The following is a 26,568-nucleotide window of genomic DNA, read 5'->3' as shown; positions in this document are numbered from 1 at the left end:
ATTTTCCGATTCCGGAGCATGTGCCTTACAGCGATATTTCGTCAGTCTCTACGTCTGGTGTACGAACGTAAACATTGCCTTCCAGGAATTCCTCGATCGCCAGGTTAGTTGGTTTTGGCAGGCGCTCGTAGTATTTAGAGATTTCGATCTGCTCACGGTTCTCGAATACCTCCTCCAGGTTATCCACTGTTGTCGCAAACTCAGCCAGCTTAGAGTTCAACTCTTCCTTCAGCTTCACTGAGATCTGGTTTGCTCTTTTAGAAATCACCGAAACAGACTTGTACACATTGCCGGTCTGCTTTGCGAAGTCGGCCATGTTACGGGTAACGATTGATGATGGAACGATTGCCATATATACTTGATTTATGAATTGCTTGGGTTAGTTTTCTTTATTTTCTCGAGTTCTGACTGCGTGCTGGCGTATACCTGCTCGGCACTACGCAGAAAACGGCTGTCCGGATACTGGTCGATGAAGGCCTGGTAGAAGTCAATTGCCTCTGTGAAACGCTCCTGCTGCTTGTCCGGCACACTATCCAGCCCGTAACGGTACTGTGCATCTATTCTCAAATAAGAGGCTTCCTCAGCATAAGGGGAAGACGGATTTTCGCGCAGGAAGTTTGTGAATGCCACTACAGCCGACTTATAGTTACGCAGCTTATAATACAGGCGGGCACTTTCAAAGGACTTCCGATCCAGTTTGGCGCTCAGATCATCGAACATTGTGTTGGCCTCTGCCGCATATTGGCTGTTCGGGTAGCGCACCAGGAATTCCTGGATCGACTCCATGGCCGTTACGGTGCTGGTCTGGTCCTGTTCAAAGTCCGGCGAGTCGTTGAAGAGTGACTTGGCCTGCAGGAACATCGCCTCTTCAGCCAACTCGCTGCGCGGGTATGTCTCGTAGAAAGTGCGGAACTGGAAAGCGCTCAGCATATACTCCCGCTGCTGGTAGTGCGTGTTGGCGTAGTAGAAACGGGCTTTCTCGGCCTCTTCTCTTCCCGTCATCAAAGGCATTACCTGCTCCAGCAATTGGTTGGCACGGTAGTAGTCTCCTTTCTCGTAGTATTCGAGCGCGGCTTTGTATTTCAGGTCAACGTCGTTGCTTTTCAATAGCTTTTGGAAGTTGCTGCAGCTGGTTGCAAAAACCAACAGGCACAACATTACGACGGTATGCAGGATTCCTTTGTTCATGAACGGGCAAAATTATACAATATCCCTGTGATTTACAAGCGTGAAAATATAGTGTTTACTGGCGGACCGGCGTCGGTTTGGCAGCAGGCTTTTTGCCTTTGGACTGACCTGACTTGGTGCCCGATGCCTTGCCTTTTGCTGGCGTAGCGGCTTTTGCAGGCGCAGCCGGTTCTTTTACCGATGCCCGCGGGTTCACCACCTCATTCTTATCGGGTCTGAGTTCTTCCAGCCAGGCAAACCCCTCCAGCCTTCGATCCGAGGCCTGCAACTCGTGCGGTGGTATGAATTTAGCCTCCGGATTAACAAGAAACGAAATAGATTTGACTTTATTTTCTGCAAAGTTTAAAACCATATCGCTACACACGGCCCGGTTCATACCTGTCAGCACCGAATCGCCCTCCAGCGCAAAATAAATGCTTTCGCCATTGCCGTTCACGTTCACCCGCCGCATACGACCGTCCTGAAAATGCGCTACCATGTTGCGGCCTTTCACCTGGTTGTAGTTCTGGAGCGAGTCTTCGGAGGTGATAAATGAGTTGCTGAAGATGTACATCTTATCGATGGTCTTGTTGCGCATGTGGATGCGGATGGTATCGCCCACAATCTGGCTCTGCTCACTCCACAGTGTTGGGTTGCGGTGCATGTACATCAGCGAGTCAGTCCTGTTGTAGCTGAGCGAGTCGCAGGTGCCCTGCAGGTCTGATTTGAAGATCTTCACGTTGTTGAAAGCGAACAGCATACTGGGCTGCCCGTCCGCCTTCGCCTCGCGGGAAATAAGCGAATCGGCGGACATGTACAGCGTGTCGCCGTCCATGATCGACTCCATCACCGGATTGCCCCATACCTTGGCCACGCCCTGCTCGCGCCAGTAGCGGCCTACCTGTCCGCGTATGGTCACGTCGTCTTTGAGGGAGCGCATAGTCATGTTCACTTTCGCCTCTCCGTAGCCACGGGCTTCGTCATAGTACAGGTCATCGCCTCCCAAACGGTACTCCGGTGTTACGATGTAGGCATTGCGACCAAAGCGCGACACTTTGGTGACGGTATTGTAAGTACCCTGTTCCGCATAAAGGTCGCCATTCTGTCCTTTAATAAAAGTTGGCCCCTGGAAGTAAACTACCTTGGTTTCGGTGTTGTAGCGCATGTTCTGCGCCGTGATCTCGTAGTCTGGCGAGAACACTTTCACATTTTGCTGAAAAGTGAAGACTTTGGTATTGGTATCGTAGGTGCCGCGCTGGCTCTGCAGGCGGTTTTCGGGCTGCACGATGGTGCCGCCTTCGGTATAAACTGCCGTGCGAGAATCCAGGTTATAGTCCAGGGTTGGCGTCGTAAGCGTCATGTTGGGATCCTGCATGGTCACGCCGCCACTCATTTTGGCGGTGCGCTTTGCGCCATCGTAAATCGCCTTCGTGCCTGTCATCGTTACGGTATCAGCCTGGTTGATGCGCACGTTGCCAAAAGCCTCCAGTATTTCGCTGTCACGGTACTGGTACACTGAATCAGCATACAAGAGCGTCTCCTTCTGCTGAAAGATCACGTTCCCGATCAGTTTGTTGACACGCTTCCCATTGATGATCGTGCCTATCAATTCTTCTGTATTCTTCAGCTGCACTCGGTCCTGCTGCCCCTGCTGCTGAGGCCCTTGCTGAGCCGGCGTTTGCGTCGGAAGGGCTGTATCCTGCTGTGGTGTGGTGCGGGGTTGTTGAGGTGCCTGCTGCGGCTGGTTGAGGCGTGGCTGGGGAGGCTGTTGCTGCGGCACGATTTTGGGCGGCTGCGGCGGACGAACTTTCTGCGCCGCCTGTCGCGGAGTCACCGGAGGCTTCTGCTCCTGCGCCAAAACTGTCAGCGAGAATAGCGTAAAGAGAATAGAATAGACTAATTTTGTGATGTTCATGTTTTATGGACAAAAGACAAGGGTCAGGGGCAACGTTTCATTCCAACGTTTCTATACCTGCAGCCTTTGCCTGTTCTTAACTTCAAAATTATAAAAAATATACCAGCCGCTGCCTTATGCTACAGAAAGTTTCCGGTTTCATCCAATCCCATACCCTTTGCGAGCCCGACAGCAAAATACTGGCGGCCGTAAGCAGCGGCATCGATTCGGTGGTGCTTTGCGAAGTACTGCACCAGCTTAAGTATACGTTTGCCATTGCGCATTGCAACTTCGGGCTACGTGCCGAAGACGCAGAGGCCGACCAACTCTTCGCCAAAAAACTGGCCAAAAAGTACGAGGTGCCCTTCTTTACCGAGAATTTCGACACCCGTGCTTTTGCTGCGCAGGAAAAACTCTCGACCCAAATGGCAGCCCGCACACTCCGCTATACCTGGTTTGAACAGGTACGCAAGCAGGAAGGTTACGACTACATTGCCACAGCCCACCATAGCAACGACCTGACAGAGACCATATTGCTGCACCTCACCAAGGGCACAGGTATAGCAGGGCTTCACGGTATACCTGCCAAAAACGGCCACATCATCCGGCCAATGCTCACTGTTACCAAAGACGATATTTTCGACTTCGTGACCGAGCAGCGACTAATCTGGCGGGAAGATGTATCCAACGAAACGACGAAGTACCAGCGCAACAAAATCAGGCATGAGGTAATTCCGGTGCTCAAGGAAATCAACCCGAACCTGGAGGAAACCATGCAGCATACGGCCGAGCGGGTAAGTCAGGCCGAGGCCATTGTGCACGCCTACATCAACAACCTGCGGCAGCAAAGTATAAAGGAGGCCGAAGACGCCGTATACCTGTCGCTGGTGCCGTTGCAGAACGCGACGGGCCTGCCGGTTGTGCTACACGAGCTGTTGAGACCTTTTAACTTCAGCTATACCGTGGTGCTGGAACTGGTGGAGGCGCTGGAAGGTATACCGGGCAAACAGTTTGACTCGCCGAGCCATACCCTGGTCAAAGACCGCGACCAGCTCGTGATCACGCCCCGCAACCTGAGTCGCTTTGGCAGTGTAACCATAGCCGAAGGTCAGACTGAAGTAAACGAGGAGCATGTATACCTGACGCTGCGCTATGTACCTGCCAGTGAGTATAAGCTCAACACAAAACCCCATGTGGCTGCCCTGGATGCCGGCCTGCTTAAATTTCCGCTGAAGTTGCGCCCCTGGCAGGAAGGCGACTGGTTTGTACCGCTCGGCATGAACGGCAAAAAGAAAATCAGCGATTTCATGATCGACAAGAAGATCCCGGCCAACCTTAAAGCCAAAACGCTGGTATTGGTATCAGAGCAGTCTATTGCCTGGATTGTGGGCCAGCGACTCGATAACCGCTTTAAAGTAACTGAGAAGACAGAACAGGTGCTGGAGGTCTCGTTGCAGCGGAAGCCTGCGGCTTCCTGACAAATGAATCCTGGACAAAAGACTTCATGTACGGATAATTAAAAATCCTTTGCCTTTTGTCACATAGTCTTTTGTCCGAAAAGCACGCTTTTAACAATAGATTTTTCTAATTTTACGGAAGTAAACTGATTCTCAAACCATAATTAAAGTATATCCTACAATGAAAGTAACCGTAGTTGGAGCTGGTAACGTTGGTGCGACATGCGCCGATGTATTGGCTTACCGCGAAATCGCGAACGAAGTAGTTTTAGTGGATATTAAAGAAGGTTTTGCTGAGGGCAAAGCGCTTGATATCTGGCAGAAAGCTCCCATCAACTTATACGACACGCGCACTGTTGGCGTAACCAACGATTACAGCAAAACTGCGGGTTCTGACGTGGTAGTAATCACATCTGGTCTGCCACGCAAGCCGGGCATGACGCGCGATGACCTGATCTCTACCAACGCCGGTATCGTGCAGTCGGTAACAGAAAACATCGTAAAGCACTCGCCTGACGCCATCATCATCGTAGTTTCTAACCCACTTGACGTGATGACGTACGCAGCGCACATCACCTCTAAACTGCCACGCACCAAGGTTATGGGTATGGCTGGTATCCTAGATACTGCCCGCTACAGAGCATTCCTGGCTGAGGCATTGAACGTATCTCCAAAAGACATACAGGCAGTATTAATGGGTGGCCACGGCGACACGATGGTTCCACTTCCACGCTATACCACAGTTGGTGGCATCCCGGTAACTGAGTTGATCGACGAAGAAACACTGAACGCTATTGTTGACCGCACCAAGAACGGTGGTGGTGAACTGGTAAAACTGATGGGTACTTCTGCCTGGTATGCACCGGGTTCAGCTGCTGCTCAGATGGTGGAGGCAATCGTGCGCGACCAGCGCCGTGTGTTCCCTGTTTGCGTGAAGCTCGAAGGTGAGTACGGCATCGATGGCGTATACCTGGGTGTTCCGGTAATTCTGGGCAAAAACGGTATTGAAAAGATCATCGAACTGCAACTGAACGAAGACGAGAAGCAACTGCTAGAAACGTCACGCGGTCACGTGAAAGAAGTAATGGAAGCGCTAGACAACATCAACGCCTCCAAAGCTTAATCGCTATACCTACTTATTGATACGAAAAGCGCCGCTTCTGTAAAGGAGCGGTGCTTTTTTTGTCTGAATCAGGATTTGCAGGATTATGAAAGATTTTCAGGATTGATAATGTCGGAGTGCACGATTAACATCCCCCTGCCCCCTTGAAAGGGGGACCTTTCTGCCATTGCTATAGTTAGGTATAAGTGCTGTAGGATTTGACACATGCCACACGTACCACTGGCAGGTATAGCAGGCTAACTTGCACCGAGACTACGAAGGTATAGCCCTAGCCCGGTGCACAAGTGACGATTTTGTGTTTGAGCGGTCAGTGAGTTTGGAGCGTCTTGATTTTTTTGCTTACTGGGGGCAGGGGCCCTCTATTTTTTCATCAAGGAAAAAAGTAGGTGCCCGCCGCACAGGCGAAGCCATGAAACAAATAAGGAAGCTATACCTGAAAAGACATTAGCTACAAAGCAAAGGTGCTATACCTATACCTGGGCCGGAGACCCCACCATAGCAGACACGAGCGAGGACGCTCGCGTCATCGCACAGAGCCCCGCTGGCCAAGCGAGAAAATAATTATACCTGATTAATCCTTCTGACTTGCCTGAAACAGCTTCTGCTTCTCTTCTTTGGAAAGACTCTCATAACCCGACACAGAAATCTTATCTAAGATCAAATCGATCTCCATTTGGCTGGGTTTGCCGGCATACCCGGTGTGGTAGCCGGAGGAAGGCCGGGAATCATTCCCGACTGTAGCTTTCTGACGGTGCGTTACTTTCAGTTTCGGACGGCGCTTGAACAGGTTCGTGAAGAAATCCATGGTGCTGTGCAACGGTCGCCCCATGTCGCGACCGCGCTGTAGTTGCTTCACGAAAAGCCAGCCGAAGAGAGCGCCACCTAAGTGCGCAATGTTACCGCCGGCATTATCGCCCACAGCCCCGGAAATAGACAAAATCACCAGAAAAGCAGCGATGTACTTGATTCGTACCGGACCTATCAGAATCAGGTTGAAGGTATAATTCGGAATCAGCGTAGCCGCCGACACGACCACCGCGAGCACACTGGCCGAAGCACCGATCATCACGGCATAGGCGGCGCGGTCGGCAAAGTACGGAATCAGGTTGTAGCTCAGCATATAGAGCAAACCACCGGCTATACCTCCTAATATGTAAAGGCTAAGCAATTTCTTTTCACCAAGATACTCGCGAATCAGCTGCCCGAACCAGTAGAGGTTGAGCATGTTGAAAATGATGTGCAGGAAGCCTTCGTGGGTAAAGAAATACGAAATGATCGTCCAGGGACGGGTGATGAAAACGAGCGGGTCAGAGGGGAGCGCGATAAAGCGCATCAGCCCCGTGTAGGCCCAGCTGCTACTGGTCAGGTACAGCACCGTACGAAGCACGATCAAAGTCACAAAAACGATGACGTTGATCAGAATCAGTTGCTTCAGGGTATTGTTTTGCTGCCGGAAAGAGTCTTTTATGTCTTGGATGATACTCATTATACCTGTTAGCTGAAAAGAGCGGAAAGGCTTTTATGCCTTGCTATCTTATACTTATTGTTTTTACTATTACGTATCCTGATAATCGTTGCGTTGCCACATTTTAATAAGAATGTACGCAAACAGCATACCTCCCAGGTGTGCAAAGTGTGCCACATTGTCGCCCGGCACCCTGTTAAAGCCCGTGTACAGTTCTATAGCCCCATAAGCAAGCACAAAATATTTGGCCTTGATGGGGAAGGGCAGAAACAACAGAAAGAGTTCAAGATTAGGGAAGAGCATACCAAATGCCATAAGCACTCCAAATATGGCACCAGAGGCACCTAGCATTGGTGAATTAAAGGAAGCACTAAATGCACTTCGTACTATACTGCTTGTATGCTCAATAAATTCCGGACTATCAGGATTGCGTTGAAAATTAATGGCTAAACTCTTATCGTAATTACCAGAGAAATGCGACTCCATAAAATTATGAAAGCCAACCGGAGTCGGATTTTCGATATACTGCACTGCTTCCTGCTCTAGGTTATGCAATTCATATGCACGCACTCCAGAGTACATTAAACTAGCCCCTATACCTGTAATCAAATAGAAAGCTAAAAAGCGCTGTGAGCCCCAGAAGCGTTCCAGTAGAGGCCCAAAAATGAACAACATAAATAGGTTGCTGAACAAATGCGCCCAGCCGCCATGCAGAAACATGTGTGTAAATATCTGGACCGGCTGGAAATAGTCGGAACCGAAGTGGTGCAGTGCGAATGATCGGTAGTCGAACACACCTGCTGACTGTAGCATGAACACCACCACGTTGATGATCAGGAGGTTCCTGACCATGGGGGTTATATTGAACATCTTATCTTCTTTTCTCGCGTCGCTTGCTATACCTGTTGGCTATACCTATACCTAAGAACGAACTCAGAAAAGCAAAAACAACAATCTAACAATCAACAATTTAACAATTCAAAATCACCCCTTCAGGAAAAGCTCGTGCAGCTGACCTAGCTCCATGATGACCAATGTCTTTTGTCCGCCGGGGGTATAGTTGGGTACTTCGCAGCCAAACAGCTTGTCTACGAGCGAGTTCATCTCGAGGTCTGACATGCGCGGCTGCAGCTTGGAAGCCAGTCGCTTGGCCATGGCCCGGGCGAGGTTCTCCCGTTTATCCAACTTGAGCGTGGCCAGATTGTTTTTGTACTGTTCAATCAGTTCCTCCAGCAGCTCTTTTTCGTTAGCCGCCTGCACATCGGCAGGTATAGCATTCAGGATGATGGTATTGCCACCAAAGTCCTCGAACTGGAAACCCAGTTCCTGAAACTCTGCCCGAAGCTCCTTCACCAAAGCAGAATCAGCGGGCGACAACTCGATGGTCTGCGGGAAAAGAAGCGCCTGCGAGGTCACCATCTTTTTCTGCAGCGAGGCCATGTACTTTTCAAACAAAATCCGCTCCTGCGCCGCCTGCTGGTCAATGATCATCACCCCTGACTTCACCTGCACCAACAAATACTTGTGATGTACCTGCAAAGTTTTGCTGGATGTGGTCATGGGCGCAGCAAAGGCATCGTCGAGCAAGCCCATACCTGATGGCGACGTGATTCGTTCTTCCTGATGCTGTACCGGCTGCGTATTGCGCAAAGGTTCGTAAAGCTGTTCCCAGCCATTGGAACTAGCCTTTTTGGGTGAGGATGGTGCCTTAAAGCCTGAGAATGTGCCTTCACTTTCAAACCCCTCTCCCCCATGCTGCATCCGGATCGGCTGCAACGGCGCAAAATTCACATCACTCTGGAAATCAAGCGAAGGCGCAATATTATGCGTCCCCAGCGATTTTTTCACGGCAGCATGCACAATGGCGTATACCGTCTTCTCGTCCTCAAACTTGATCTCGGTCTTGGTCGGGTGCACGTTGATGTCGATCCGCTCCGGCTCAATGTCGATGAAAAGCACATAGAACGGATGGCTGTCCTTTGGCAGGAGTCCTTCGTAGGCCGTCATCACGGCGTGGTTGAGGTAGCCGCTCTTGATAAAACGGTTGTTCACGAAAAAGAATTGCTCACCCCGGGTCTTCTTGGCAAACTCAGGCTTTCCGATGTAGCCACGCACGTTCATAAAAGGCGTTTCTTCTTCGCAGCCGGCCATTTGCTCTTTGTAGTTGTTGCCAAACACGCCTACAATGCGCTGACTCAGCTTACCTGCCGGCAGACTAAATATCTCTACATCGTTGTGGTGCAGCGTAAAAGCTACTTCCGGGTAAGCCAGCGCCACCCTTTGGAATTCGTCGAGGATATGGCGCATCTCCACCGCGTTCGTTTTCAGAAAGTTGCGACGGGCGGGTACGTTATAGAAAAGATTTTTGACAGCAATGGATGATCCCGCAGGTATAGCAGCCGGCTCCTGCAACACCACCGTGGAGCCTTCTACCAGCAGGCGTGTCCCTGCTTCGGCGCCATGCGGCTTGGTTTTGAGCTCCACCTGCGCCACTGCTCCGATCGAGGCCATGGCTTCTCCCCGGAATCCCATTGTCCGGATCCGGAACAAGTCTTCGGTCGATTTGATCTTGGAAGTGGCGTGTCGCTCGAAACACATGCGGGCGTCAGTTTCCGACATGCCGATACCGTTGTCCACTACCTGCACCAGTTGTTTTCCCGCCTCCTTCACGATCAGCTGCACGCTGGTGGCGCGGGCGTCTATGGCGTTCTCGAGCAACTCCTTCACAACAGATGAAGGCCGCTGCACCACTTCGCCGGCAGCTATCTGGTTGGCAAGGTAATCGGGCAATAAGTGTATAATATCGGACATCCGCTATTTCAAATTCAATTTGATGGTATCTTCCCTTCGGAGCACCCGATTTCCGAAAACGGCCGGGTTTTTGAATATACTATTTTGTCAAAACAGAACTTATTCAGAACGAATTTTATTACTAATTTACAGACCAGTTGCAAAACGCGATCGGAAATCAGAGAAAGTCTGGGGTTCTGATTTTAACTAGAGAAGCTGCATGACTTGTGACTCTCGGGCCGTTAGCACCTACAAGAACCATCTGCCATACCGCCTAAGGGAGGCAAAAAAGACCGGAAATAATTTTTCTCGTTTTTTGAACCACCTTCTGCAAAAATAGGGGTAATTTCGACTTGTTCCAATATAATAATACCAGTACAGGATGTTGAAGAGTTTTAGCTTAGGATTACTTATACTTATCTTTCTCGGCATGGGTCCGCTGATGTCACTGACTCCGTCAGACAACATCATTGTGGCTTCTAAAGAGCAAAGTTGGGTAGACAGTGTCTTTACATCTATGACTCCCAATCAGCGTCTGGGCCAGCTGTTTATGGTGGCCGCCTACTCCAACAAGGACGAAAAGCACTTCCGCCAGATCGATACCCTCGTAGCCCGCTACAACGTGGGCGGCATCATGTTTATGCAGGGTGGCCCAGTGCGGCAGGCGCAACTAACCAATCGTTTCCAGAGCAAAGCAAAAGTGCCCGCACTGATCGCTTTGGACGCCGAGTGGGGCCTGAACATGCGCCTCGACAGTAGCATGCACTTCGCCAAGCAAATGACGCTGGGCGCGCTTGACGACGACAAGTACGTATACCTGATGGGCCGCGAAATTGCGCTTAAAATGAAGCGTATGGGCGTGCACGTAAGCTTCTCACCGGTATTAGATGTGAATGTGAACCCGGCTAACCCGGTGATCGGCAACCGCTCTTTCGGCGAAACCAAAGAAGAAGTAGCCCGGCGTGGTGTAGCCTACATCAAAGGCCTGCAGGACCACGGCGTGATCGCCGTGGCCAAGCACTTCCCCGGCCATGGCGACACCGACACCGACTCCCACCTGACCCTTCCGGTGGTGAACCACGACATGAAACGCCTCTCGGAGGTGGAGCTATACCCTTTCCATAAATCTTTTGAGGCCGGTGTGATGGGCGTGATGGTCGCACACCTGCACATGCCAAAGATCGACTCGACTAAAAACCAGGCAGCTACGCTCTCCAAACCAATCGTAACAGGACTTCTGAAAGAAAAGATGAAGTACAAAGGTTTGGTGTTTACCGACGCCCTGAACATGAAAGGCGTGAGCAGCTTCTACAAGCCTGGTGAGGTGGATTTAAAAGCTTTGATGGCCGGTAACGACGTATTGCTGTTCCCGGAGGATGTGCCAACTGCTTTACGCAAGATCAACGAAGCCATTGCGGCCAAGCAAATTAAGCAGGAAGACATTGACCAGCGTGTGCGCAAGATACTGCATGCCAAGTACTGGGCTGGCTTGAACAACTACAAGCCGGTATCGCTGACCAATCTGCAGCAAGACATGGATCGTCCGTTGAGCAATGTGGTGCAGGAGCAGCTGTACGAGCATGCCGTAACCGTTGCCCGCAACAAAAGCAACCTCATTCCTTTCCGCAATCTTGATACTTTGACCATTGCATCGGTGGCAATTGGCACAGGACCGAACAGCATTTTCCAGCAAACACTGGGCAACTACGCTCCGGTAACCAAGTTCAGCATCAAAGACCGCTTCGCACCAGACACTGCCTTTACTAAACTTATATCTAAGCTGCAGGACCATGATGTGGTGGTCGTGAGTGTGCATGGCATGAACAACACCCCTTTCCGCGACTTCGGTATAGGTCTGGGTACACGTGCTTTTATCAAATATCTACAGGATCGCACCGACAAAAAAGTAGTGGTAGCCGTGTTTGGAAACGCCTATAGCCTGAAGTTCTTCGACAAGAGCGAGTGGCTGGTGGCCGGATACGAAGACAACGCGATTTCGCAGTCACTGGTGCCGCAGGTGCTGTTTGGAGCGCGCGCCGCAAAAGGCAAACTACCGATAACCGCTTCGGCTACCCTAAAGGCAGGTACAGGTATAGCCACGCCTTCCCTTGGTCGCCTGAAGTACGGCACGCCTGAAAGTGTAGGTATGGACTCCAGAACCCTGACCCAGATCGACAACATCGCTACCGAAGCCATTGCTTATGCTGCAACGCCAGGCGCGCAAGTATTGGTGGTAAAAAACGGCACCGTGATCTTCAACAAATCATACGGCCACTATACCTACGACAAGAAAAAGCCGGTAACAAACAACACGGTATACGATATTGCGTCCATCACCAAAGTGGCGGCTACGCTGCAGGCCGTGATGTTCCTGAAAGACCAGGGCAAGATCAACCTCGATGAAAAAATAGCGACATACCTGCCGGAGTTGAAAGGTACCAACAAAGCAAATTTAGTGGTTCGTGATGTGCTGGCGCACCAGTCGGGTTTGCGGGCAGGTATACCGCACTGGCAGAAAACACTGGACAAGCTGCAGCTGAATCAGACCTTCTACGCCAGCGCTCAAAACGATGTGTTCCCGAACGAAGTGGTGCCGGGCATCTACTCTATCAAATCGATGGAGGACTCGCTCTGGGCCTGGACTGTGCGCTCGCCGCTGCTGGTGAAGCCCAAAGCGGCCAAATCCTACAGCTATCAGTACAGCGATCTGGGATTCTATATTCTCAAGCGTATGTCGGAGCGTATGCTCAACCAGCCGCTGAATGAGTTCATGGATCAGAATTTTTACGGTCCGCTCGGCTTGAGCACCATGACCTATAACCCGCTCCTGAAGCACCAGCGCGATGTGATTGTGCCGACCGAGGATGACAATTACTTCCGCAAGAATCTGATCTGGGGAACGGTGCATGATCAGGGCGCTGCCATGATGGGTGGTGTGGGCGGCCATGCAGGCTTGTTCTCAAACGCCAACGACCTGGCGGTGCTCCTGCAGATGAACCTGCAGAACGGCAACTATGGTGGCCACAAGTTCTACAACACCCCGGTGGTGACAGAGTTCTCGAAGCGCCAATCTACCACCAGCCGCCGCGGCCTGGGCTGGGACAAACCCGACCCGGATGGCAACGGTCCGACTTCGAACTTAGCTTCAAAAGCTACCTTCGGCCATACAGGTTTCACAGGTACAGGCGCCTGGGTTGATCCGGAGAACCAACTGATCTACATCTTCCTGAGCAACAGGGTATACCCGGACGCAGGCAACTCTAAACTGGTGAAGTATAATATCCGAACCCGTATTCACGATGTGATTTATAAATCGATTGTTCCTAAAACTTAACATAGAATGGATTGTTAACAAGTGCAGCTCCGCGTGGGGCTGCACTTGTTGTTTCCTCAGCATAAAACCATGAAAATCGGAATAGTTTGTTACCCAACCTTCGGGGGAAGCGGCGTGGTCGCCACTGAACTCGGCAAGGCGCTGGCCCTCAAAGGGCATCAGGTACACTTTATCACTTACAGCCAACCGGCCCGGCTCGACTTTTTCAACGAGAACCTGTTCTACCACGAAGTATACATCCCGAATTACCCGCTGTTCCAGTACCCGCCCTACGAACTGGCGCTGGCCAGCAAGATGGTAGACATCGCCCGTTTCGAGAAACTCGACGTGCTGCACGTGCACTATGCCATACCGCATGCTTCTGCGGCTTACATGGCCAAACAAATCCTTCGCACCAAGGGCATCCATATACCTATCATCACAACGCTGCACGGCACAGATATTACGCTGGTGGGCAAGGACGCCTCTTTTGAGCCGGTGGTAACGTTCAGCATTAACCAGTCTGATGGCGTAACGGCTGTGTCGGAGAGTTTGCGCACCGAGACATACGAGTTTTTCCAGATCGAAAAAGACATTGAGGTTATACCTAACTTCATCGATCTGAACAAATTCAAGCGCCAGAAAAAGGATCACTTTAGGGCGGCCATCAGTCCGAACAACGAAAAACTTCTGGTGCATACTTCCAACTTCCGGGGTGTGAAGCGCGTGGAGGACGTGATCCGGATCTTTGCCAAAGTACGTGAGCAAATGCCTTCCAAACTGTTGATGGTGGGTGATGGCCCTGAGCGCCCTAAAATGGAGAAATTGTGCCGCGATCTGAATATTTACAATGATGTGCGCTTTTTGGGTAAGCTGGAGGCTGTGGAAGAAGTACTCTCCGTCGCCGATCTGTTCCTGATGCCGTCTGAGAAAGAGAGTTTTGGCCTGGCTGCACTCGAGGCGATGGCCTGCGAAGTACCCGTAATTTCGACCAATGCCGGCGGTATACCTGAGTTGAACGTGCACGGCCTCACTGGTTTTGTGAGCAACGTAGGCGATGTGGATGACATGGTGCACAACGCCCTGCTCATTCTCGACGATGCTAATCTGCCAACTTTCAAAGCAAACGCACTGGCTCGCGCCCACGATTTCGACATCGAGAAGATTGTGCCGCTCTACGAGCAATTCTACCAGCGCATCATCGACGCACAATTGGCTGAAACCAGTAATCCACTGTAATTCAGGAATAAAGACAAAAAATCCGGCCGCTATACCTGTTGCCGGATTTTTTTATGTCCTATCTTTACTTTATGGTGTCGTGCACGATCATCCCAGTACTGTCACCTCGATGAAAAAAGAGATCTGGATCGGGAGGCACTTAAGGAAAATTTCACCGCCAATATGGCGTGAGCGTCCTGTATACCTTATCCATACCTATACCTATACCTACTACTCTATTATCCGACCAAACTATGGCAAAAGATCAATACTACATCATCGACTTCGACAGCACGTTTACACAGGTAGAGGCGCTGGATGAACTGGGCGAGATAACGCTCGAAGGGGAAGAGAACAAAGCGGAGATTCTGCAGCAGATCATGGATCTGACCAATAGCGCCATGGAAGGAAAAAGTTCGTTCACCGAAGGTTTGTCCAAGCGTCTGACCTTGCTCAAAGCGAACCGCCGTCACCTGAAACCGCTGATCCACCTTTTGCAGAACAGGGTATCGGACTCCATCAGGCGCAACAAAGAGTTCTTTCAGGCCTACGCCGATAATATACTGATTGTGTCGAGCGGCTTTAAGGAGTTCATCACCCCGATCGTGACCGAGTATGGCATCAAGGAAGAGAATATTTACGCCAATACTTTTAAGTTTGATGAGCAGGGCAATATCATTGGTTTTGATGAAGAGAACCTGCTTTGCCTGGATCGGGGTAAAATAAAGCTACTCGAAGAGCTGGCGCTGGAAGGTGATGTATACGTGCTTGGCGATGGCTATACCGATTACGAAATAAAGGAGGCTGGACTAGCCAACAAGTTCTACGCGTTCACCGAAAACGTGGTGCGCGACAGTGTGGTGGCAAAAGCCGATAACGTAGCTCCAAGCCTGGATGAGTTCCTGTACCAGCACAACCTGCCGATGGCGATCTCCTATCCTAAGAATCGGATTCGGGTGCTTCTGCTGGAGAATGTGCATCCCAAGGCTGTGGAGTTGTTCAAGCGCGAAGGCTACCAGATCGAAACCGTTTCGGGTGCTTTGAGCGAGGACGAGCTCTGTGAGCGGATCAAAGATGTGTCTGTGCTAGGTATACGCTCCAAAACGCAGGTAACCAAACGGGTACTTGAGCATGCAAACAAGCTGATGTGTATCGGCGCTTTCTGCATCGGCACTAACCAGATCGACCTTACGGCCTGTCTTGACGCAGGCGTAGCCGTGTTTAATGCCCCATACAGCAATACCCGTAGCGTGGTGGAGCTGGCCATCGGCGAGATCATCATGCTCTGCCGCAACGTAGTGGATAAAAGCACTAAAATGCACCAGGGTATTTGGGACAAGTCCGCGACAGGCAGTGTAGAGGTGCGCGATAAGAAACTAGGTATAATAGGCTACGGCAGCATTGGGGCGCAACTGTCGGTGCTGGCTGAGGCGCTGGGGATGGATGTGTACTATTATGATGTGATAGAACGCCTGCAGCTCGGCAATGCCCGCAAATGCGAGACACTCAAACATCTCCTCGAAATAGCTGATATTGTTAGTCTGCACGTGGACGGCCGCACCAGTAACGAAGGTATGTTCGGTGCCGAAGAATTTGCTGCCATGAAGGAAGGCGCCATCTTTTTGAACCTGAGTCGGGGCCATATCGTGGATTTGCCTGCTTTGGTAGCGGCTATTAAATCAGGAAAAATACATGGCGCTGCGGTAGACGTATACCCTTACGAGCCAGCCACCAACGATGAAGAGTTTGTAAGCGAACTGCGCGGCCTACCCAATGTCATCCTGACCCCACACATCGGCGGCAGCACACAGGAGGCACAGGAAAACATAGGTATGTTTGTACCGAGCCGTATCATGGAGTACATCAACACAGGCAACAGCTACCAAAGTGTCAACTTCCCGAACATCCAGCTGCCGGAACTGAAGAATGCGCATCGCCTAATCCACATCCACCAGAACGTGCCGGGAGTGCTAGCCAACATCAACAACGTGCTGGCCGGTAATCAGGTCAACATTCTGGGCCAGTACCTGAAAACCAATGAACAAATCGGCTACGTGATCACCGACATCGACAAGCTGTATGACAAGAAAGTGATTGAGGAGATGAAGCAGGTACCGGCTACAATCAAGTTCAGGATTCTGTACTAAGGTATGGTTTCAGGTATGGCCTGTGCACGATTCGGATAGGTCGCGACCTGTCCCTACAAATGAAACAGTTGCTCTTTCGGATCTCGAGATCCGAAAGTAGTTTGCTGGGGATGTCCACATCCCCGTGCAGAGGTATAGCAGGTATACGGAGATTAGGAAATCCCCTGCCGTTTGCTTTCGGATTGATAAATCTGAAAGAGCTTGTTGCCAATGTGCCTGCTTTTCAGATATACGGGGACACGGATGTCCGAAAGAGGACTTTGCCCGTGTTGCAAAGCGATGCCACTGCACGGAAACGACGTTACAGTGTAAAGTCGCTACATTTCAACTTTCTACCTTCTAAATTTTCTACCTTTCTAACTCTAAAACACCTGCCCGATTTCCTGCTTCAGGAAACTGATGGCTCTTGCGGTTGGGTCGATCTCGTTGTTGAGGACGTTTTCCAGGATGCGTTTGGCCAGTTCGGTACCTTTCGCCTTCTCGCCCAGACTTTGATAGGATTTGTTGATCAGGTTCACGACTTCCTCGCGGGCATGGCGTACCTGTTGCCAGGCTTGTTCCGTCATGTAGACCTGCTGCGACATGTTATGGTTGAACTCGTTACGGATCTCAGTGAGCAGGATGCGGTGGTATTCTGCGGCAGTATGGCCGCCACCGCTCACCCGCAACAGGAGATTACTTGGCGTGATGCGCTCCAGCAAGAGCACAATGCGCTCGTAGGCCTGCAGACGGATAGGTGTTACCACCTCGGCATTTTTTTGGCGCAGTTCCAGGAGACGCAGTTTGTAGTCGCGCTCCAGGTGTTTTTTAATAATAGAGTAAGCTACTGCAGCTACCAGTATGGCAGGTATAGAAATCTTAAGTATGTCGAGTATAATATTGGTACCTTCTTCCATTTGCAATTGTTTTGAACCTTAAATATCGGAAAAAATTAATTTAGGTTGGCATGAATCATTTTGAAGGTATAGCTGTTTCTCTAATACATTCGGGAGCCGCAGCAAAATTGCAAGTAATTGCGTAAATTGCAGCTCCATTTCAAATTTGAACAGACTATGGCAACTGAAACAAAAACTGCACCGATAACGCTTACTGAAAAAGCGCTGGTTGAGGTTAGAAATATAATGCAAGAGAAGAACGTACCTGCAGAATACGGCCTGCGCATTGGCGTGCAGGGCGGTGGCTGCTCAGGTATGTCTTACCTGCTGGGCTTCGACAAGGCCAAGGACACGGATGAGGTATACAACCTGGATGGCCTGAGCATGATCATGGACAAAAAGCATGCGATGTATGTGCTGGGCATGGAAGTGGACTTCCAGGACGGCCTGAACGCGCGCGGCTTCGTTTTCAGCAACCCACAGGCGAAGAGTACCTGCGGCTGCGGAAGCTCATTCTCTGCATAAAAGCACCTTTTTTCTCTTTAGTAGAAAGACAAAGCCCGGCCAATTGGTCGGGCTTTGTTGTTTCTATACCTGGGGTTAGCCTTTCGAGTTAATGAAAATAACAGTTATCAGAAAAACGAAAAGCAACGCGGCTAGCGCCATAGCGAAAATATTCAGCGTAAGCGAACTGCCAGCCTTACTATAGCTTCCTTCATATTCTTCTGCCAGAACTTTTGCAATAACTTCTCTATTCCTATACCTTATTAGTAGGTATAGCCAGCCTACTCCGGCTAATAAAATGTCACCTAATAAGAACTCCATAGATTAACCCTCAAACTCAATATGTTCGGGTCATACTTGCCGGCACAACTAGTATAAAATCCGCTTTCTGCTTGTTCTCCTCCGTCAGCTTGTCCAGGTCTTCCTGCAGTACGGTGGTAATGGTGAGAGTCTTAACTTGCGGGTTGCCTTGTTTTAGATACCACCCTATACCTTCAAAATTATCGGAGTGGTAGGCGCCGTTCAGGTGCAGCATTTTTTTGCCGCTGTTTGCCTGCCGCAATATGAAGTGGCCCATGGTCGCGTCTTTCAGGGCCTGGGCCTGCACAATGTTTTCGCTTTTGGTATTGCCGTGGGTGCTGCCGCCGAACATGGCCAGCATATTCTTATACCCTGGCAAATCCATATCTACTTGCACAGGTAGTGGTGCTATGTAACGTTTGGCATCTTCCGACACATTCTCCAGCGCCTTCAGGCTGCCGGCTGCTACCATGGCGGCATAGCGGCGCGGCACGTTGGTCGCGATGAAAGGTATAGACGCCTCTTTGGCAAAACGCACCACCGGGCGGTAGTCGGTCTTGTAGTTATTCCAAGGCCGCGACTCCTGCTCAAAGTTGTTCTCCGCTACTTGCCCGGACAGGTATTCATTCAGCACCAACTGTACATCGGCTTCAAACATTTCAGCACCGATGGCAAAGTTCTGCTGGTGCTCCTTGTGCAGGTCTTTGGCTACTTCCAGCTGCAGCCAGTGCGCAATTGGGTCGTTGTGCTGCTCACCAAACAGGACCACATCGGCCTTCTGCAGCTCTTCCAGCATTTTGCTATACCTTACCTGCTTGCCCTTCGCGTTGAAGAGCTGGTAGGCGGGTTTGTCTTTGTTAGTAGCGGTAGCTATACCTGTGGAGAACATAAAAAATAGAAGTGTGAGAAGTGAAAGCCGGGTCATCGTATCGTTATTAACTTTAATAGGTTGTTCTTTCATGAATCTTATTCGGCTTACTAGCCTAGAGCACTTTCCTGTTTTCTAATCCTTCACACAGCAGCCGCTCTAACTCTTTATATTTAATCTGGAGCGAATTTGCTGTAATGGATAAGGGTGTTCCATACATCTTGTGATTCGCCTGCATTGCTTTCCTGGAGAACATATTAGTAGCACGCGCCATATATTTCTCAGGATTGTTAGTATGCAATAGCATTATCTTATTCGATGCGATCTCCAGTGTTTCTACGCCAATTATATCCTGCCACTCAATTAAACCAACACTTACGGCACTTGAGTTATCCGTAATACCTTATTCATCAATCGTCAGCCCTACCTTCTTGTCGAATAATTTTCTAAGGATGTACACTGCGCCTAACCCAAAGAATAACACAGCAGCAACTCCAGCTATCCGGATAATTTCCTCACTCCTGAAAATTGGCGATATGAATCTGGCCGGCTCTATTGCAAAGAAAACGCCTATAATGACGAATGCGACGGCTCCCACCATGAAGAGCACCATTTTCGCTTTGCTAAGCGGTATTTCTATTCTCTGGGTCATTTTTAAATATTAAGTTTCTCCTATCAAGTTACAAAAAACTAGCTGGCTCCGAAGAACCAGCTATACTTATTTTATACCTATATATTTTTAGTTTACACCCTGTAAAACAACCACTTCGATAATTCTTTGTAGTTGATCTTCTTGCCGTACATTAGTATACCTACACGGTAGATTCTGGAGGCGATCCAGGTGGTGAAGATGAAGCCCAGAATGAGGAGTCCCATCGAGAGCAGGAGTTCGCTGGCGGGCACACCAAACGGAATACGCACCATCATCACGATCGGCGATGTGAACGGTATGATCGACATCCAGAACGCCACAGGCCCATCCGGGTTCTGGATCACCACGGTGTACGACATGATGAATGAGATGATCAGTGGGATCGTAATCGGGAACATGAACTGCTGCGTATCGGTCTCGTTATCCACGGCGGCGCCAATGGCCCCGAAGAGTGAGCCGTACAGCAGGTAGCCGCCTAAAAAGTAAAACAGGAAGCAGCCCAGCAATAGCGGGAAGTTCAAATTAGAAATGGCACTGCTCACCTCTGACAGCATATTCGCCTGGCTTTCTTCCTGCGTCTGAGCAGACTCTTCGCCAGTCGCTAAATCGCGTCCAGCCTGCATCTGCTCAATTGGGGTAGGCGCTGGCTTGATGTCAAAAGCCGCCTGTACACCGCCCACCACAATGGTCGACAGCACCACCCAAAGCAGAAACTGCGTCAGGCCCACGCCGGCTATACCTACAATCTTGCCCATCATCAGCTGAAAAGGCTTCACCGACGAGATCATCACCTCCACAATGCGGTTGGTCTTCTCCTCAATCACGCCGCGCATGATCTGCACACCATACAGGAAGATGAAGAAATAAATGATCACCGCCCCGATGATACCTGCGCCCGAGGTCACCCATACGTTGCTGTCACGCTCGCCACTCTCGCTCAGGTTCACGGTCGTCATGGTCACGTTGGCTTTCATTTTGTTGAGCATCTCACGGTCTATACCTGAGGCCATAAAACGCTGACTCTCAATTTCCTTCTCGAGCATGTTTTCCAACCTGAACTTCACCTGCAGACTGGTGTTCTTTTTGGAGTAAAGGCGTATACCTTCCGGGTTGTCCAGGTCGAGTTTTGGGATGTGCAGCAAGGCCGTGTAGTCGGTCTCCTGATATGCCGTTTTGGCCTGTTCCAGCGAACCGGCGGCTATAGGTATAATTTTCAGGTCTTCCTTACTTTCCAGCTTATCGGCGAAGAGCCCGCTTTCGTCCAGTACCATCACCACATCCTCACTGTCCGATATGGTGGCCAGCCAGGCGGGTATAACCATGAAAGCGGCCAGCAACAGCGGTGTCAGGAAAGTCATGATGATGAAGCTTTTCTTCCGCACGCGTGTCAGGTATTCGCGTTGTATGATGAGCCAGATCTTATGCATGGTAGGTTTCTTTTACTTTTCGGATAAAAATGTCATTGATACTCGGCACCAGCTCCACAAAAGAGTGTACCTCTACGCGCTGGATCAGGTAACGCAGCAAGTCGTTTGGCGAAGCGCCATCGAGCAAGCGAATGGATGCGCGGAAAACACCATGGTTATCGTGCTGCTCCAGCACCTCAAAATCCGGTGACGTAATCAGCAACTGCCCGTTGCCGATCACCTGGTAGGTATCTGTTTTATACGTGTCTTTGATCTCGCGCACAGGCCCGTCAAGCACCTTGCGGGAGCGGTTGATCAGGGCAATGTTATCGCACAATTCCTCCACCGACTCCATGCGGTGCGTCGAGAAAATGATAGTCGCCCCGTTGTCGCGCAGGCGCAGGATCTCGTCTTTGATGAGGTTAGCGTTGATAGGGTCGAAGCCGGAAAAAGGCTCGTCGAGAATGATCAGCGATGGCTCGTGCATGACCGTGGCCATAAACTGCACCTTCTGCTGCATCCCTTTCGAAAGGTCTTCGATGTGTTTGTTCATCCACTCCTTTATCTCGAAACGCACCACCCACTCTTTGATTCGGGCCGTGGCCTCGTCTTTGGTCAATCCTTTGAGTTGGGCAAGGTATAGCAACTGCTCCCCTACCTTCATTTTTTTGTACAGACCGCGCTCTTCAGGCAGGTATCCCATGTCCTTGATGTGCGACGGGCGCAGTTTCTCGCCTTTGAAGTATATCTCGCCGGAGTCGGCTCCTGTTATTTGGGTGATGATGCGGATAAGGGATGTTTTGCCTGCTCCGTTTGGTCCTAATAGGCCGAAAATGCAGCCAGCCGGGATATCGAAGCTGACGTTATCAAGGGCAGTGTGGTTGGCGTAACGCTTGGTAACGCCATCTATTTTAAGTATGCTCAATGCGGTTAACCTTTTGGTATGTTCAAAAATAGCCTTTTTAGGGCTGAGTGACAAGCAATATCAATAAAGCCCTATACTTAATCGACTAACGCAGGTATGGGCTATACCAAATACGGGTGCTGCGGTATAGTAGCAACAAAAAAAGCCTGCCTTCTCTACTGAAAAGGCAGGCTTTTTTTGTCTAGCCATTGAATAGCTTATTGGAAATAGTCTTTCACTTTTTCAAAGAAGCCTTTATCGCTCTTACCCGGATGTGGAGCGAAGTTGTTCGAATCACGCAGGCGCTCCAGTGCGGCACGTTCCTCGCTGCTCAGCGTCTTTGGCGTCCATACGTTGATGTGGATCAGCTGATCGCCTTTGCCGTAGCCGTTAATGTCTTTCACACCTTTGCCACGCAGTCTGAAGATCTCACCGCTCTGTGTACCCGGCTTTATCGTGATCTTTACGCGGCCACCGATGGTTGGCACTTCAATATCGGAACCAAGCGCAGCGTCAATAAAGCTGATGTACTGGTCGAATATCACATTGTTACCGTCGCGCTTCAGGCTTGGGTGCTCTTCTTCTTCAATCTGAATCAGCAGGTCGCCCGGTACACCACCACGTTCTGGCACGTTGCCTTTGCCGCTCATCGACAGCTGCATACCATCCATTACGCCAGCCGGCACGTTGATCGTGATCACCTCTTCCTGCAGTTCGCGACCGCTACCGTGGCAGGCTTCGCAGTTTTTGGTTACGATGCGGCCTTCGCCGTTACAGGTGGGGCAGGTTGCCGTGCTTACCATCTGGCCCAGCATGGTGTTCACCACCTTGCGCACCTGGCCCGACCCCTGGCAAGAGCCGCAGGTCTGCATGTCGGTGCCGTTCTTAGCGCCGTTGCCGCCGCAGGTACCGCAGGCTACATAACGCTTTACTTTTATCTTCTTCTCAACGCCGTTGGCAATTTCTTCGAGGTTGAGTTTTAGCTTAATCCGTAGGTTGCTGCCTTTGCGGGTGCGTCGGCCACCCTGACGGCTGCTGCCACCAAAGAAGCTCTCGAATCCGCCACCGCCAGCACCACCGAAGATGTCGCCGAACTGGGAGAAGATATCCTCCATGTTCATGCCGCCGCCACCGCCGAAGCCGCCGTTCATACCCTGATGACCAAACTGGTCATAGCGCTGACGCTTCTGCTGGTCGCTCAGCACTTCGTATGCCTCAGCTGCCTCCTTAAACTTATCTTCCGCCGTGTGGTCGTCGGGGTTTTTGTCGGGGTGAAATTTAATAGCGAGCTTACGGTAAGCCTTCTTAATCTCCTCCGGACTTGCTCCTTTGCTTACACCTAAAACCTCGTAATAATCTCTCTTAGCCATTGATTAAGCTCCTATGATAACTTTCGCGAAGCGGATCACCTTTTCATTCAAGGTATAGCCCTTCTCGATTACGTCTACTATTTTGCCTTTCAGTTCTTCTGATGGAGCCGGGATCTGGGTAACAGCTTCATGATAGTCGCTGTCAAAATCATCTCCTGCGTTGATCACGATCTGCTTTAAACCTTTGATTTGTGTCACGTGCTTCAGTTTATGAAACACCAGCTCCAGGCCCTGCAACAAGGCATCCACCTCTTTAGTTGCTTCCATCGACTGACGGGCACGCTCCATATCGTCCAGCACAGGCAACAGTTCGCTCATCAAATCTTCGTTTGCTGTTTTCAGCAGGTCCATGCGCTCTTTGTTGGTGCGGCGTCTGAAGTTCTCAAACTCGGCCATCAGGCGGATGTACTTATCTTTCATCTCAGCCAGTTCGGCGTCGGCCTGGGTTTCAGAGCCAGTTTCTTCTGCTGTCTCCTCGGTCTGCCCCTGCCTGTTATTTTCTTCTGTATTGGCAGTGTTATCCTGTAGTTCTGCGTTTTCCTGCTCTTTCTTGATATCTTTCTCTGACATAATGCCTTAAGAATTATAGGTTGATAGGTCTATTTTGTCTTTTCAATTGTCTTGCCAATTCTGCTTTCGTGCCAGATTGGCATTTATTAATTGATAGATGGCTGCTGCTAAAAAAAATCGGTAGTAAGCCTTACAGCCTCTACCGATTTGTATTTGTATGAAGACTGACAGACTACGAGTTGAGTGCTGACCAGATCATATCTTTCAATTGCGTAATATTTTTCTGTGTCATGCTGGAGATAAACACTGCTGGAATATCCTTTGGCAAAGTCTCCCGCATCTCCGCTTCCAGCTCATCATCGATCATATCAGTTTTAGTGATCGCCAGAATGCGTTTCTTGTCGAGTAGCTCAGGATTGTAGGTCTCCAGCTCGTTCACCAGTATTTTGTACTCCTCCGCAATGTCCGGGCTATCGCACGAAATCATAAACAAAAGCATGGAGTTACGCTCGATATGGCGCAGGAAACGCAGGCCAAGGCCTTTTCCTTCCGAAGCACCCTCGATGATACCCGGTATATCAGCCATCACAAAGGATCTGTAGTCACGATAAGCAACAACACCCAAATTAGGCTCCAACGTGGTAAAGGCATAATTGGCGATCTTCGGTTTCGCTGCTGATACCACAGATAGCAAAGTAGATTTGCCGGCATTCGGGAATCCTACCAGACCGACATCGGCCAGAAGTTTCAGTTCCAGAATTACCCATTCCTCTATACCTGGCTCACCCGGCTGGGCATAGCGTGGTGTCTGGTTGGTCGGTGACTTAAAGTGCGCATTGCCAAGGCCACCACGTCCGCCCGGTGTCAGGATGATCTCCTGTCCGTCTTCGGTGATTTCGCACATAAATTCGCCGGTTTCGGCGTTACGGGCGATCGTTCCCAGTGGTACTTCCAGCACGTCGTCTTTTCCCTGCGCGCCTGAAGAATGGCTCGGCCCCCCGCCTTGACCATTTTCAGCAATCACGTGCTTGCGGAACTGCAGGTGCAGCAAAGTCCACAGCTGTGCGTTGCCACGCAGGATAATATGGCCTCCTCTGCCCCCGTCGCCGCCGTCAGGACCACCCATGGCGGTGCGTTTGTCGCGGTGAAGGTGCGCAGAGCCAGCGCCACCGTGTCCGGAGCGGGAACAGATTTTTACGTAATCAATAAAGTTGGATTGGGCCAATGTAGGTAATGCTAACAGGTATAAATTATAAAGTATAAGCAAGAGCGGAGCATTTGAGTTCCGGCCTGCTTATACCTTCTGTATTCTATCTAATAAAAGCTGAGCAGAAGATTACTTCTTTTGCTTCTCTTTCAGGTTATCGACATGCGCGCAGATATTGCTGAAGATTTCGTCAATCTCGCCAATGCCATCTACTGCATAATACTTGCCTTGTCCGGCATAGTAGTCCGCAACTGGTGTAGTTTTGGTGTTGTACTCTACTACGCGCTTGCGGATCAACTCTTCGTTCTGGTCATCCGGGCGGCCGGAAGTCTGTCCGCGCAGCAACAGGCGCTTGGTCAGCTCTTCATCATCCACTTTCAGGGCAACCATGCAGGATATCTCAGTGCCAAGATCCATCAGGAGCTTGTCCAGACCTTGCGCCTGTGGCACCGTGCGTGGGAATCCGTCAAAGATAAACCCGCCCGCGTGATTGTTTTCTCTCACTTTGTTCGCAATCATGCCAATCACCACTTCGTCCGGAACTAACAGACCGTTGTCCATCAGCGACTTGGCTTTCATCCCCAGTTCGGTGCCGGCGGCAATTTCGGAGCGCAGCAAATCACCCGTTGACAGGTGTATCAGGTTATACTTGTCTATCAGCTTTTGGCTTTGTGTACCTTTACCAGCACCTGGAGGGCCAAACAAAACGATGTTGAGCATATCTATGATTTATGATAAAAAACAAATTTAGGTATAAAATCGGTGTATTGTTCAATATTTTTTGAGTCGCGCATGGTACTGTGCGGTGCTTGATGCCTCTGCCAGCCCTGGTTCTCTAAGACACGATCTTGTAAATATCGCGCAGGTTGCGGCCCAGTCCGTTATAGTCGAGCCCGTAGCCTACTACAAAATCGTTCGGTATAGCCTTGGCTACATACTTCACATCCAGCTGGTGCTGCAGGCACTCCGGCTTCATGAGCAAAGTAATGATCTCGATCGACGCAGGGTTCTTTTCCTGAAGCTGTTGAAGCAATGCATTTACCGTGTGCCCGGTATCCACAATGTCTTCAATGATCAGCACGTCTCGCCCTTCAATTTCCTCTGTCAGGCCCAACACTTCCCTTACATGGCCGGTGCTGTGCATATCCTGGTAAGACGACATGCGGATGAATGATATCTCGCAAGGTATGTTGATACGCTTCATCAGATCGGCCGTGAACATGAACGATCCGTTCAGTACTGCCAGAAACAGTGGGTTTTTACCAGTGTAGTCCTGCTCAATTTGCTCTGCCAGCATCACTATGCGTGCAATGATTTCTTCTTCGTACAGGTAGGTACTGAAGTCACAATCGTGAATCGTGATGGTACGGGGCTCCATATAGCGTATTGGTCTTATTG

The 26,568-nt window shown here is 50.3% G+C and carries 21 protein-coding genes and 1 pseudogene; 6 read left to right on the top strand and 16 right to left on the bottom strand.

Features of this window, described 5'->3' with window-relative positions:
• Positions 1 to 25: 25 nt before the first annotated feature.
• From L1278_RS07625 to L1278_RS07615, 3 genes are read right to left on the bottom strand one after another with little or no spacing between them, the layout of a single operon-like run.
• On the bottom strand, positions 26 to 352 hold the full coding sequence (locus L1278_RS07625) for a DNA-directed RNA polymerase subunit omega (protein WP_188502514.1): 327 nt from the start codon (positions 350 to 352) through the stop codon (positions 26 to 28).
• A gap of 11 nt (positions 353 to 363) precedes the next feature.
• On the bottom strand, positions 364 to 1,188 hold the full coding sequence (locus L1278_RS07620) for an outer membrane protein assembly factor BamD (protein ID WP_253402525.1): 825 nt from the start codon (positions 1,186 to 1,188) through the stop codon (positions 364 to 366).
• Positions 1,189 to 1,243: 55 nt separating this feature from the next.
• Positions 1,244 to 3,082: an OstA-like protein gene (locus tag L1278_RS07615; protein ID WP_253402523.1), complete on the bottom strand. Its 1,839-nt coding sequence runs from the start codon at positions 3,080 to 3,082 to the stop codon at positions 1,244 to 1,246.
• Positions 3,083 to 3,198: 116 nt separating this feature from the next.
• On the opposite strand from L1278_RS07615, the gene tilS reads away from it, so the two are divergent.
• Both tilS and mdh read left to right on the top strand, forming a co-directional pair.
• Positions 3,199 to 4,539 (top strand): tRNA lysidine(34) synthetase TilS, encoded by a 1,341-nt coding sequence (gene tilS, locus L1278_RS07610; RefSeq protein WP_253402521.1) that lies wholly within the window; start codon positions 3,199 to 3,201, stop codon positions 4,537 to 4,539.
• Positions 4,540 to 4,699: 160 nt separating this feature from the next.
• Positions 4,700 to 5,641, top strand: a complete 942-nt coding sequence (gene mdh / locus L1278_RS07605; protein ID WP_253402519.1) for a malate dehydrogenase — start codon at positions 4,700 to 4,702, stop codon at positions 5,639 to 5,641.
• Between the two features lie 571 nt (positions 5,642 to 6,212).
• On the opposite strand, the gene L1278_RS07600 is transcribed toward mdh, so the two are convergent.
• The 3 genes from L1278_RS07600 to mutL all read right to left on the bottom strand — a co-directional run bounded on the left by L1278_RS07600 (position 6,213) and on the right by mutL (position 9,917).
• Positions 6,213 to 7,127 (bottom strand): rhomboid family intramembrane serine protease, encoded by a 915-nt coding sequence (locus L1278_RS07600; protein WP_253402517.1) that lies wholly within the window; start codon positions 7,125 to 7,127, stop codon positions 6,213 to 6,215.
• A 69-nt stretch (positions 7,128 to 7,196) separates the two neighbouring features.
• Positions 7,197 to 7,976, bottom strand: a complete 780-nt coding sequence (locus L1278_RS07595) for a rhomboid family intramembrane serine protease (protein ID WP_253402515.1) — start codon at positions 7,974 to 7,976, stop codon at positions 7,197 to 7,199.
• Between the two features lie 114 nt (positions 7,977 to 8,090).
• Positions 8,091 to 9,917, bottom strand: coding sequence for a DNA mismatch repair endonuclease MutL (gene mutL, locus L1278_RS07590; RefSeq protein ID WP_253402513.1), 1,827 nt, complete (start codon positions 9,915 to 9,917; stop codon positions 8,091 to 8,093).
• A 421-nt stretch (positions 9,918 to 10,338) separates the two neighbouring features.
• Here mutL and L1278_RS07585 point away from each other — a divergent pair, with 421 nt between their 5' ends.
• The 3 genes from L1278_RS07585 to serA all read left to right on the top strand — a co-directional run bounded on the left by L1278_RS07585 (position 10,339) and on the right by serA (position 16,574).
• Positions 10,339 to 13,230: a glycoside hydrolase family 3 N-terminal domain-containing protein gene (locus tag L1278_RS07585; RefSeq protein ID WP_253402511.1), complete on the top strand. Its 2,892-nt coding sequence runs from the start codon at positions 10,339 to 10,341 to the stop codon at positions 13,228 to 13,230.
• 69 nt (positions 13,231 to 13,299) lie between these two features.
• On the top strand, positions 13,300 to 14,448 hold the full coding sequence (gene bshA, locus L1278_RS07580) for an N-acetyl-alpha-D-glucosaminyl L-malate synthase BshA (RefSeq protein WP_253402509.1): 1,149 nt from the start codon (positions 13,300 to 13,302) through the stop codon (positions 14,446 to 14,448).
• Between the two features lie 233 nt (positions 14,449 to 14,681).
• On the top strand, positions 14,682 to 16,574 hold the full coding sequence (gene serA, locus L1278_RS07575) for a phosphoglycerate dehydrogenase (RefSeq protein ID WP_253402507.1): 1,893 nt from the start codon (positions 14,682 to 14,684) through the stop codon (positions 16,572 to 16,574).
• A 362-nt stretch (positions 16,575 to 16,936) separates the two neighbouring features.
• Here the strand turns inward: serA and L1278_RS07570 are convergent, their stop codons facing one another.
• Positions 16,937 to 17,470: a hypothetical protein gene (locus L1278_RS07570; RefSeq protein WP_253402505.1), complete on the bottom strand. Its 534-nt coding sequence runs from the start codon at positions 17,468 to 17,470 to the stop codon at positions 16,937 to 16,939.
• 156 nt (positions 17,471 to 17,626) lie between these two features.
• Between L1278_RS07570 and L1278_RS07565 the strand changes: the two genes are divergently transcribed.
• Entirely contained in the window at positions 17,627 to 17,974 is a 348-nt protein-coding gene (locus tag L1278_RS07565) for an iron-sulfur cluster assembly accessory protein (RefSeq protein ID WP_253402503.1), read from the top strand.
• 316 nt (positions 17,975 to 18,290) lie between these two features.
• Here L1278_RS07565 and L1278_RS07560 read toward each other — a convergent pair whose 3' ends face one another.
• From L1278_RS07560 to hpt, 9 genes and pseudogenes are all read right to left on the bottom strand, one after another.
• Positions 18,291 to 19,178: a ChaN family lipoprotein gene (locus L1278_RS07560; RefSeq protein ID WP_253403334.1), complete on the bottom strand. Its 888-nt coding sequence runs from the start codon at positions 19,176 to 19,178 to the stop codon at positions 18,291 to 18,293.
• A gap of 58 nt (positions 19,179 to 19,236) precedes the next feature.
• Positions 19,237 to 19,734: pseudogene (locus L1278_RS19600) on the bottom strand (STM3941 family protein).
• Between the two features lie 131 nt (positions 19,735 to 19,865).
• Entirely contained in the window at positions 19,866 to 21,200 is a 1,335-nt protein-coding gene (locus L1278_RS07550) for an ABC transporter permease (RefSeq protein ID WP_253402499.1), read from the bottom strand.
• On the bottom strand, positions 21,193 to 22,104 hold the full coding sequence (locus L1278_RS07545) for an ABC transporter ATP-binding protein (protein WP_253402497.1): 912 nt from the start codon (positions 22,102 to 22,104) through the stop codon (positions 21,193 to 21,195). Before L1278_RS07545 ends, L1278_RS07550 begins: the two co-directional genes overlap by 8 nt.
• 197 nt (positions 22,105 to 22,301) lie before the next feature.
• Entirely contained in the window at positions 22,302 to 23,453 is a 1,152-nt protein-coding gene (dnaJ, locus tag L1278_RS07540; RefSeq protein WP_253402495.1) for a molecular chaperone DnaJ, read from the bottom strand.
• A gap of 3 nt (positions 23,454 to 23,456) precedes the next feature.
• Positions 23,457 to 24,023 (bottom strand): nucleotide exchange factor GrpE, encoded by a 567-nt coding sequence (locus L1278_RS07535; protein WP_253402493.1) that lies wholly within the window; start codon positions 24,021 to 24,023, stop codon positions 23,457 to 23,459.
• A gap of 172 nt (positions 24,024 to 24,195) precedes the next feature.
• Positions 24,196 to 25,188: a GTPase ObgE gene (gene obgE / locus L1278_RS07530; RefSeq protein ID WP_253402491.1), complete on the bottom strand. Its 993-nt coding sequence runs from the start codon at positions 25,186 to 25,188 to the stop codon at positions 24,196 to 24,198.
• A 111-nt stretch (positions 25,189 to 25,299) separates the two neighbouring features.
• Positions 25,300 to 25,890, bottom strand: a complete 591-nt coding sequence (locus L1278_RS07525; protein ID WP_253402489.1) for an adenylate kinase — start codon at positions 25,888 to 25,890, stop codon at positions 25,300 to 25,302.
• Positions 25,891 to 26,005: 115 nt separating this feature from the next.
• Positions 26,006 to 26,548, bottom strand: coding sequence for a hypoxanthine phosphoribosyltransferase (gene hpt, locus L1278_RS07520; RefSeq protein WP_253402487.1), 543 nt, complete (start codon positions 26,546 to 26,548; stop codon positions 26,006 to 26,008).
• Between the last annotated feature and the right edge of the window lie 20 nt (positions 26,549 to 26,568).

Source organism: Pontibacter sp. HSC-36F09 (assembly GCF_024171605.1).
GTDB lineage: Bacteria > Bacteroidota > Bacteroidia > Cytophagales > Hymenobacteraceae > Pontibacter.
The sequence above is the reverse complement of the archived record's forward strand: the minus strand, read 5'-3'. Positions and strand labels throughout refer to the sequence as shown.

Bases quoted from the DNA above. Each gene is read 5' to 3' on its own strand.
- L1278_RS07570 (WP_253402505.1), bottom strand. From the start codon at position 17,470: ATGGAAGAAGGTACCAATATTATACTCGACATACTTAAGATTTCTATA.
- mdh (WP_253402519.1), top strand. From the start codon at position 4,700: ATGAAAGTAACCGTAGTTGGAGCTGGTAACGTTGGTGCGACATGCGCC.
- L1278_RS07525 (WP_253402489.1), bottom strand. From the start codon at position 25,890: ATGCTCAACATCGTTTTGTTTGGCCCTCCAGGTGCTGGTAAAGGTACA.
- hpt (WP_253402487.1), bottom strand. From the start codon at position 26,548: ATGGAGCCCCGTACCATCACGATTCACGATTGTGACTTCAGTACCTAC.
- L1278_RS07535 (WP_253402493.1), bottom strand. From the start codon at position 24,023: ATGTCAGAGAAAGATATCAAGAAAGAGCAGGAAAACGCAGAACTACAG.
- L1278_RS07620 (WP_253402525.1), bottom strand. From the start codon at position 1,188: ATGAACAAAGGAATCCTGCATACCGTCGTAATGTTGTGCCTGTTGGTT.
- bshA (WP_253402509.1), top strand. From the start codon at position 13,300: ATGAAAATCGGAATAGTTTGTTACCCAACCTTCGGGGGAAGCGGCGTG.
- L1278_RS07625 (WP_188502514.1), bottom strand. From the start codon at position 352: ATGGCAATCGTTCCATCATCAATCGTTACCCGTAACATGGCCGACTTC.
- L1278_RS07595 (WP_253402515.1), bottom strand. From the start codon at position 7,976: ATGTTCAATATAACCCCCATGGTCAGGAACCTCCTGATCATCAACGTG.
- dnaJ (WP_253402495.1), bottom strand. From the start codon at position 23,453: ATGGCTAAGAGAGATTATTACGAGGTTTTAGGTGTAAGCAAAGGAGCA.
- mutL (WP_253402513.1), bottom strand. From the start codon at position 9,917: ATGTCCGATATTATACACTTATTGCCCGATTACCTTGCCAACCAGATA.
- L1278_RS07550 (WP_253402499.1), bottom strand. From the start codon at position 21,200: ATGCATAAGATCTGGCTCATCATACAACGCGAATACCTGACACGCGTG.
- L1278_RS07585 (WP_253402511.1), top strand. From the start codon at position 10,339: ATGTCACTGACTCCGTCAGACAACATCATTGTGGCTTCTAAAGAGCAA.
- L1278_RS07615 (WP_253402523.1), bottom strand. From the start codon at position 3,082: ATGAACATCACAAAATTAGTCTATTCTATTCTCTTTACGCTATTCTCG.
- L1278_RS07565 (WP_253402503.1), top strand. From the start codon at position 17,627: ATGGCAACTGAAACAAAAACTGCACCGATAACGCTTACTGAAAAAGCG.
- L1278_RS07560 (WP_253403334.1), bottom strand. From the start codon at position 19,178: ATGACCCGGCTTTCACTTCTCACACTTCTATTTTTTATGTTCTCCACA.
- L1278_RS07600 (WP_253402517.1), bottom strand. From the start codon at position 7,127: ATGAGTATCATCCAAGACATAAAAGACTCTTTCCGGCAGCAAAACAAT.
- serA (WP_253402507.1), top strand. From the start codon at position 14,682: ATGGCAAAAGATCAATACTACATCATCGACTTCGACAGCACGTTTACA.
- tilS (WP_253402521.1), top strand. From the start codon at position 3,199: ATGCTACAGAAAGTTTCCGGTTTCATCCAATCCCATACCCTTTGCGAG.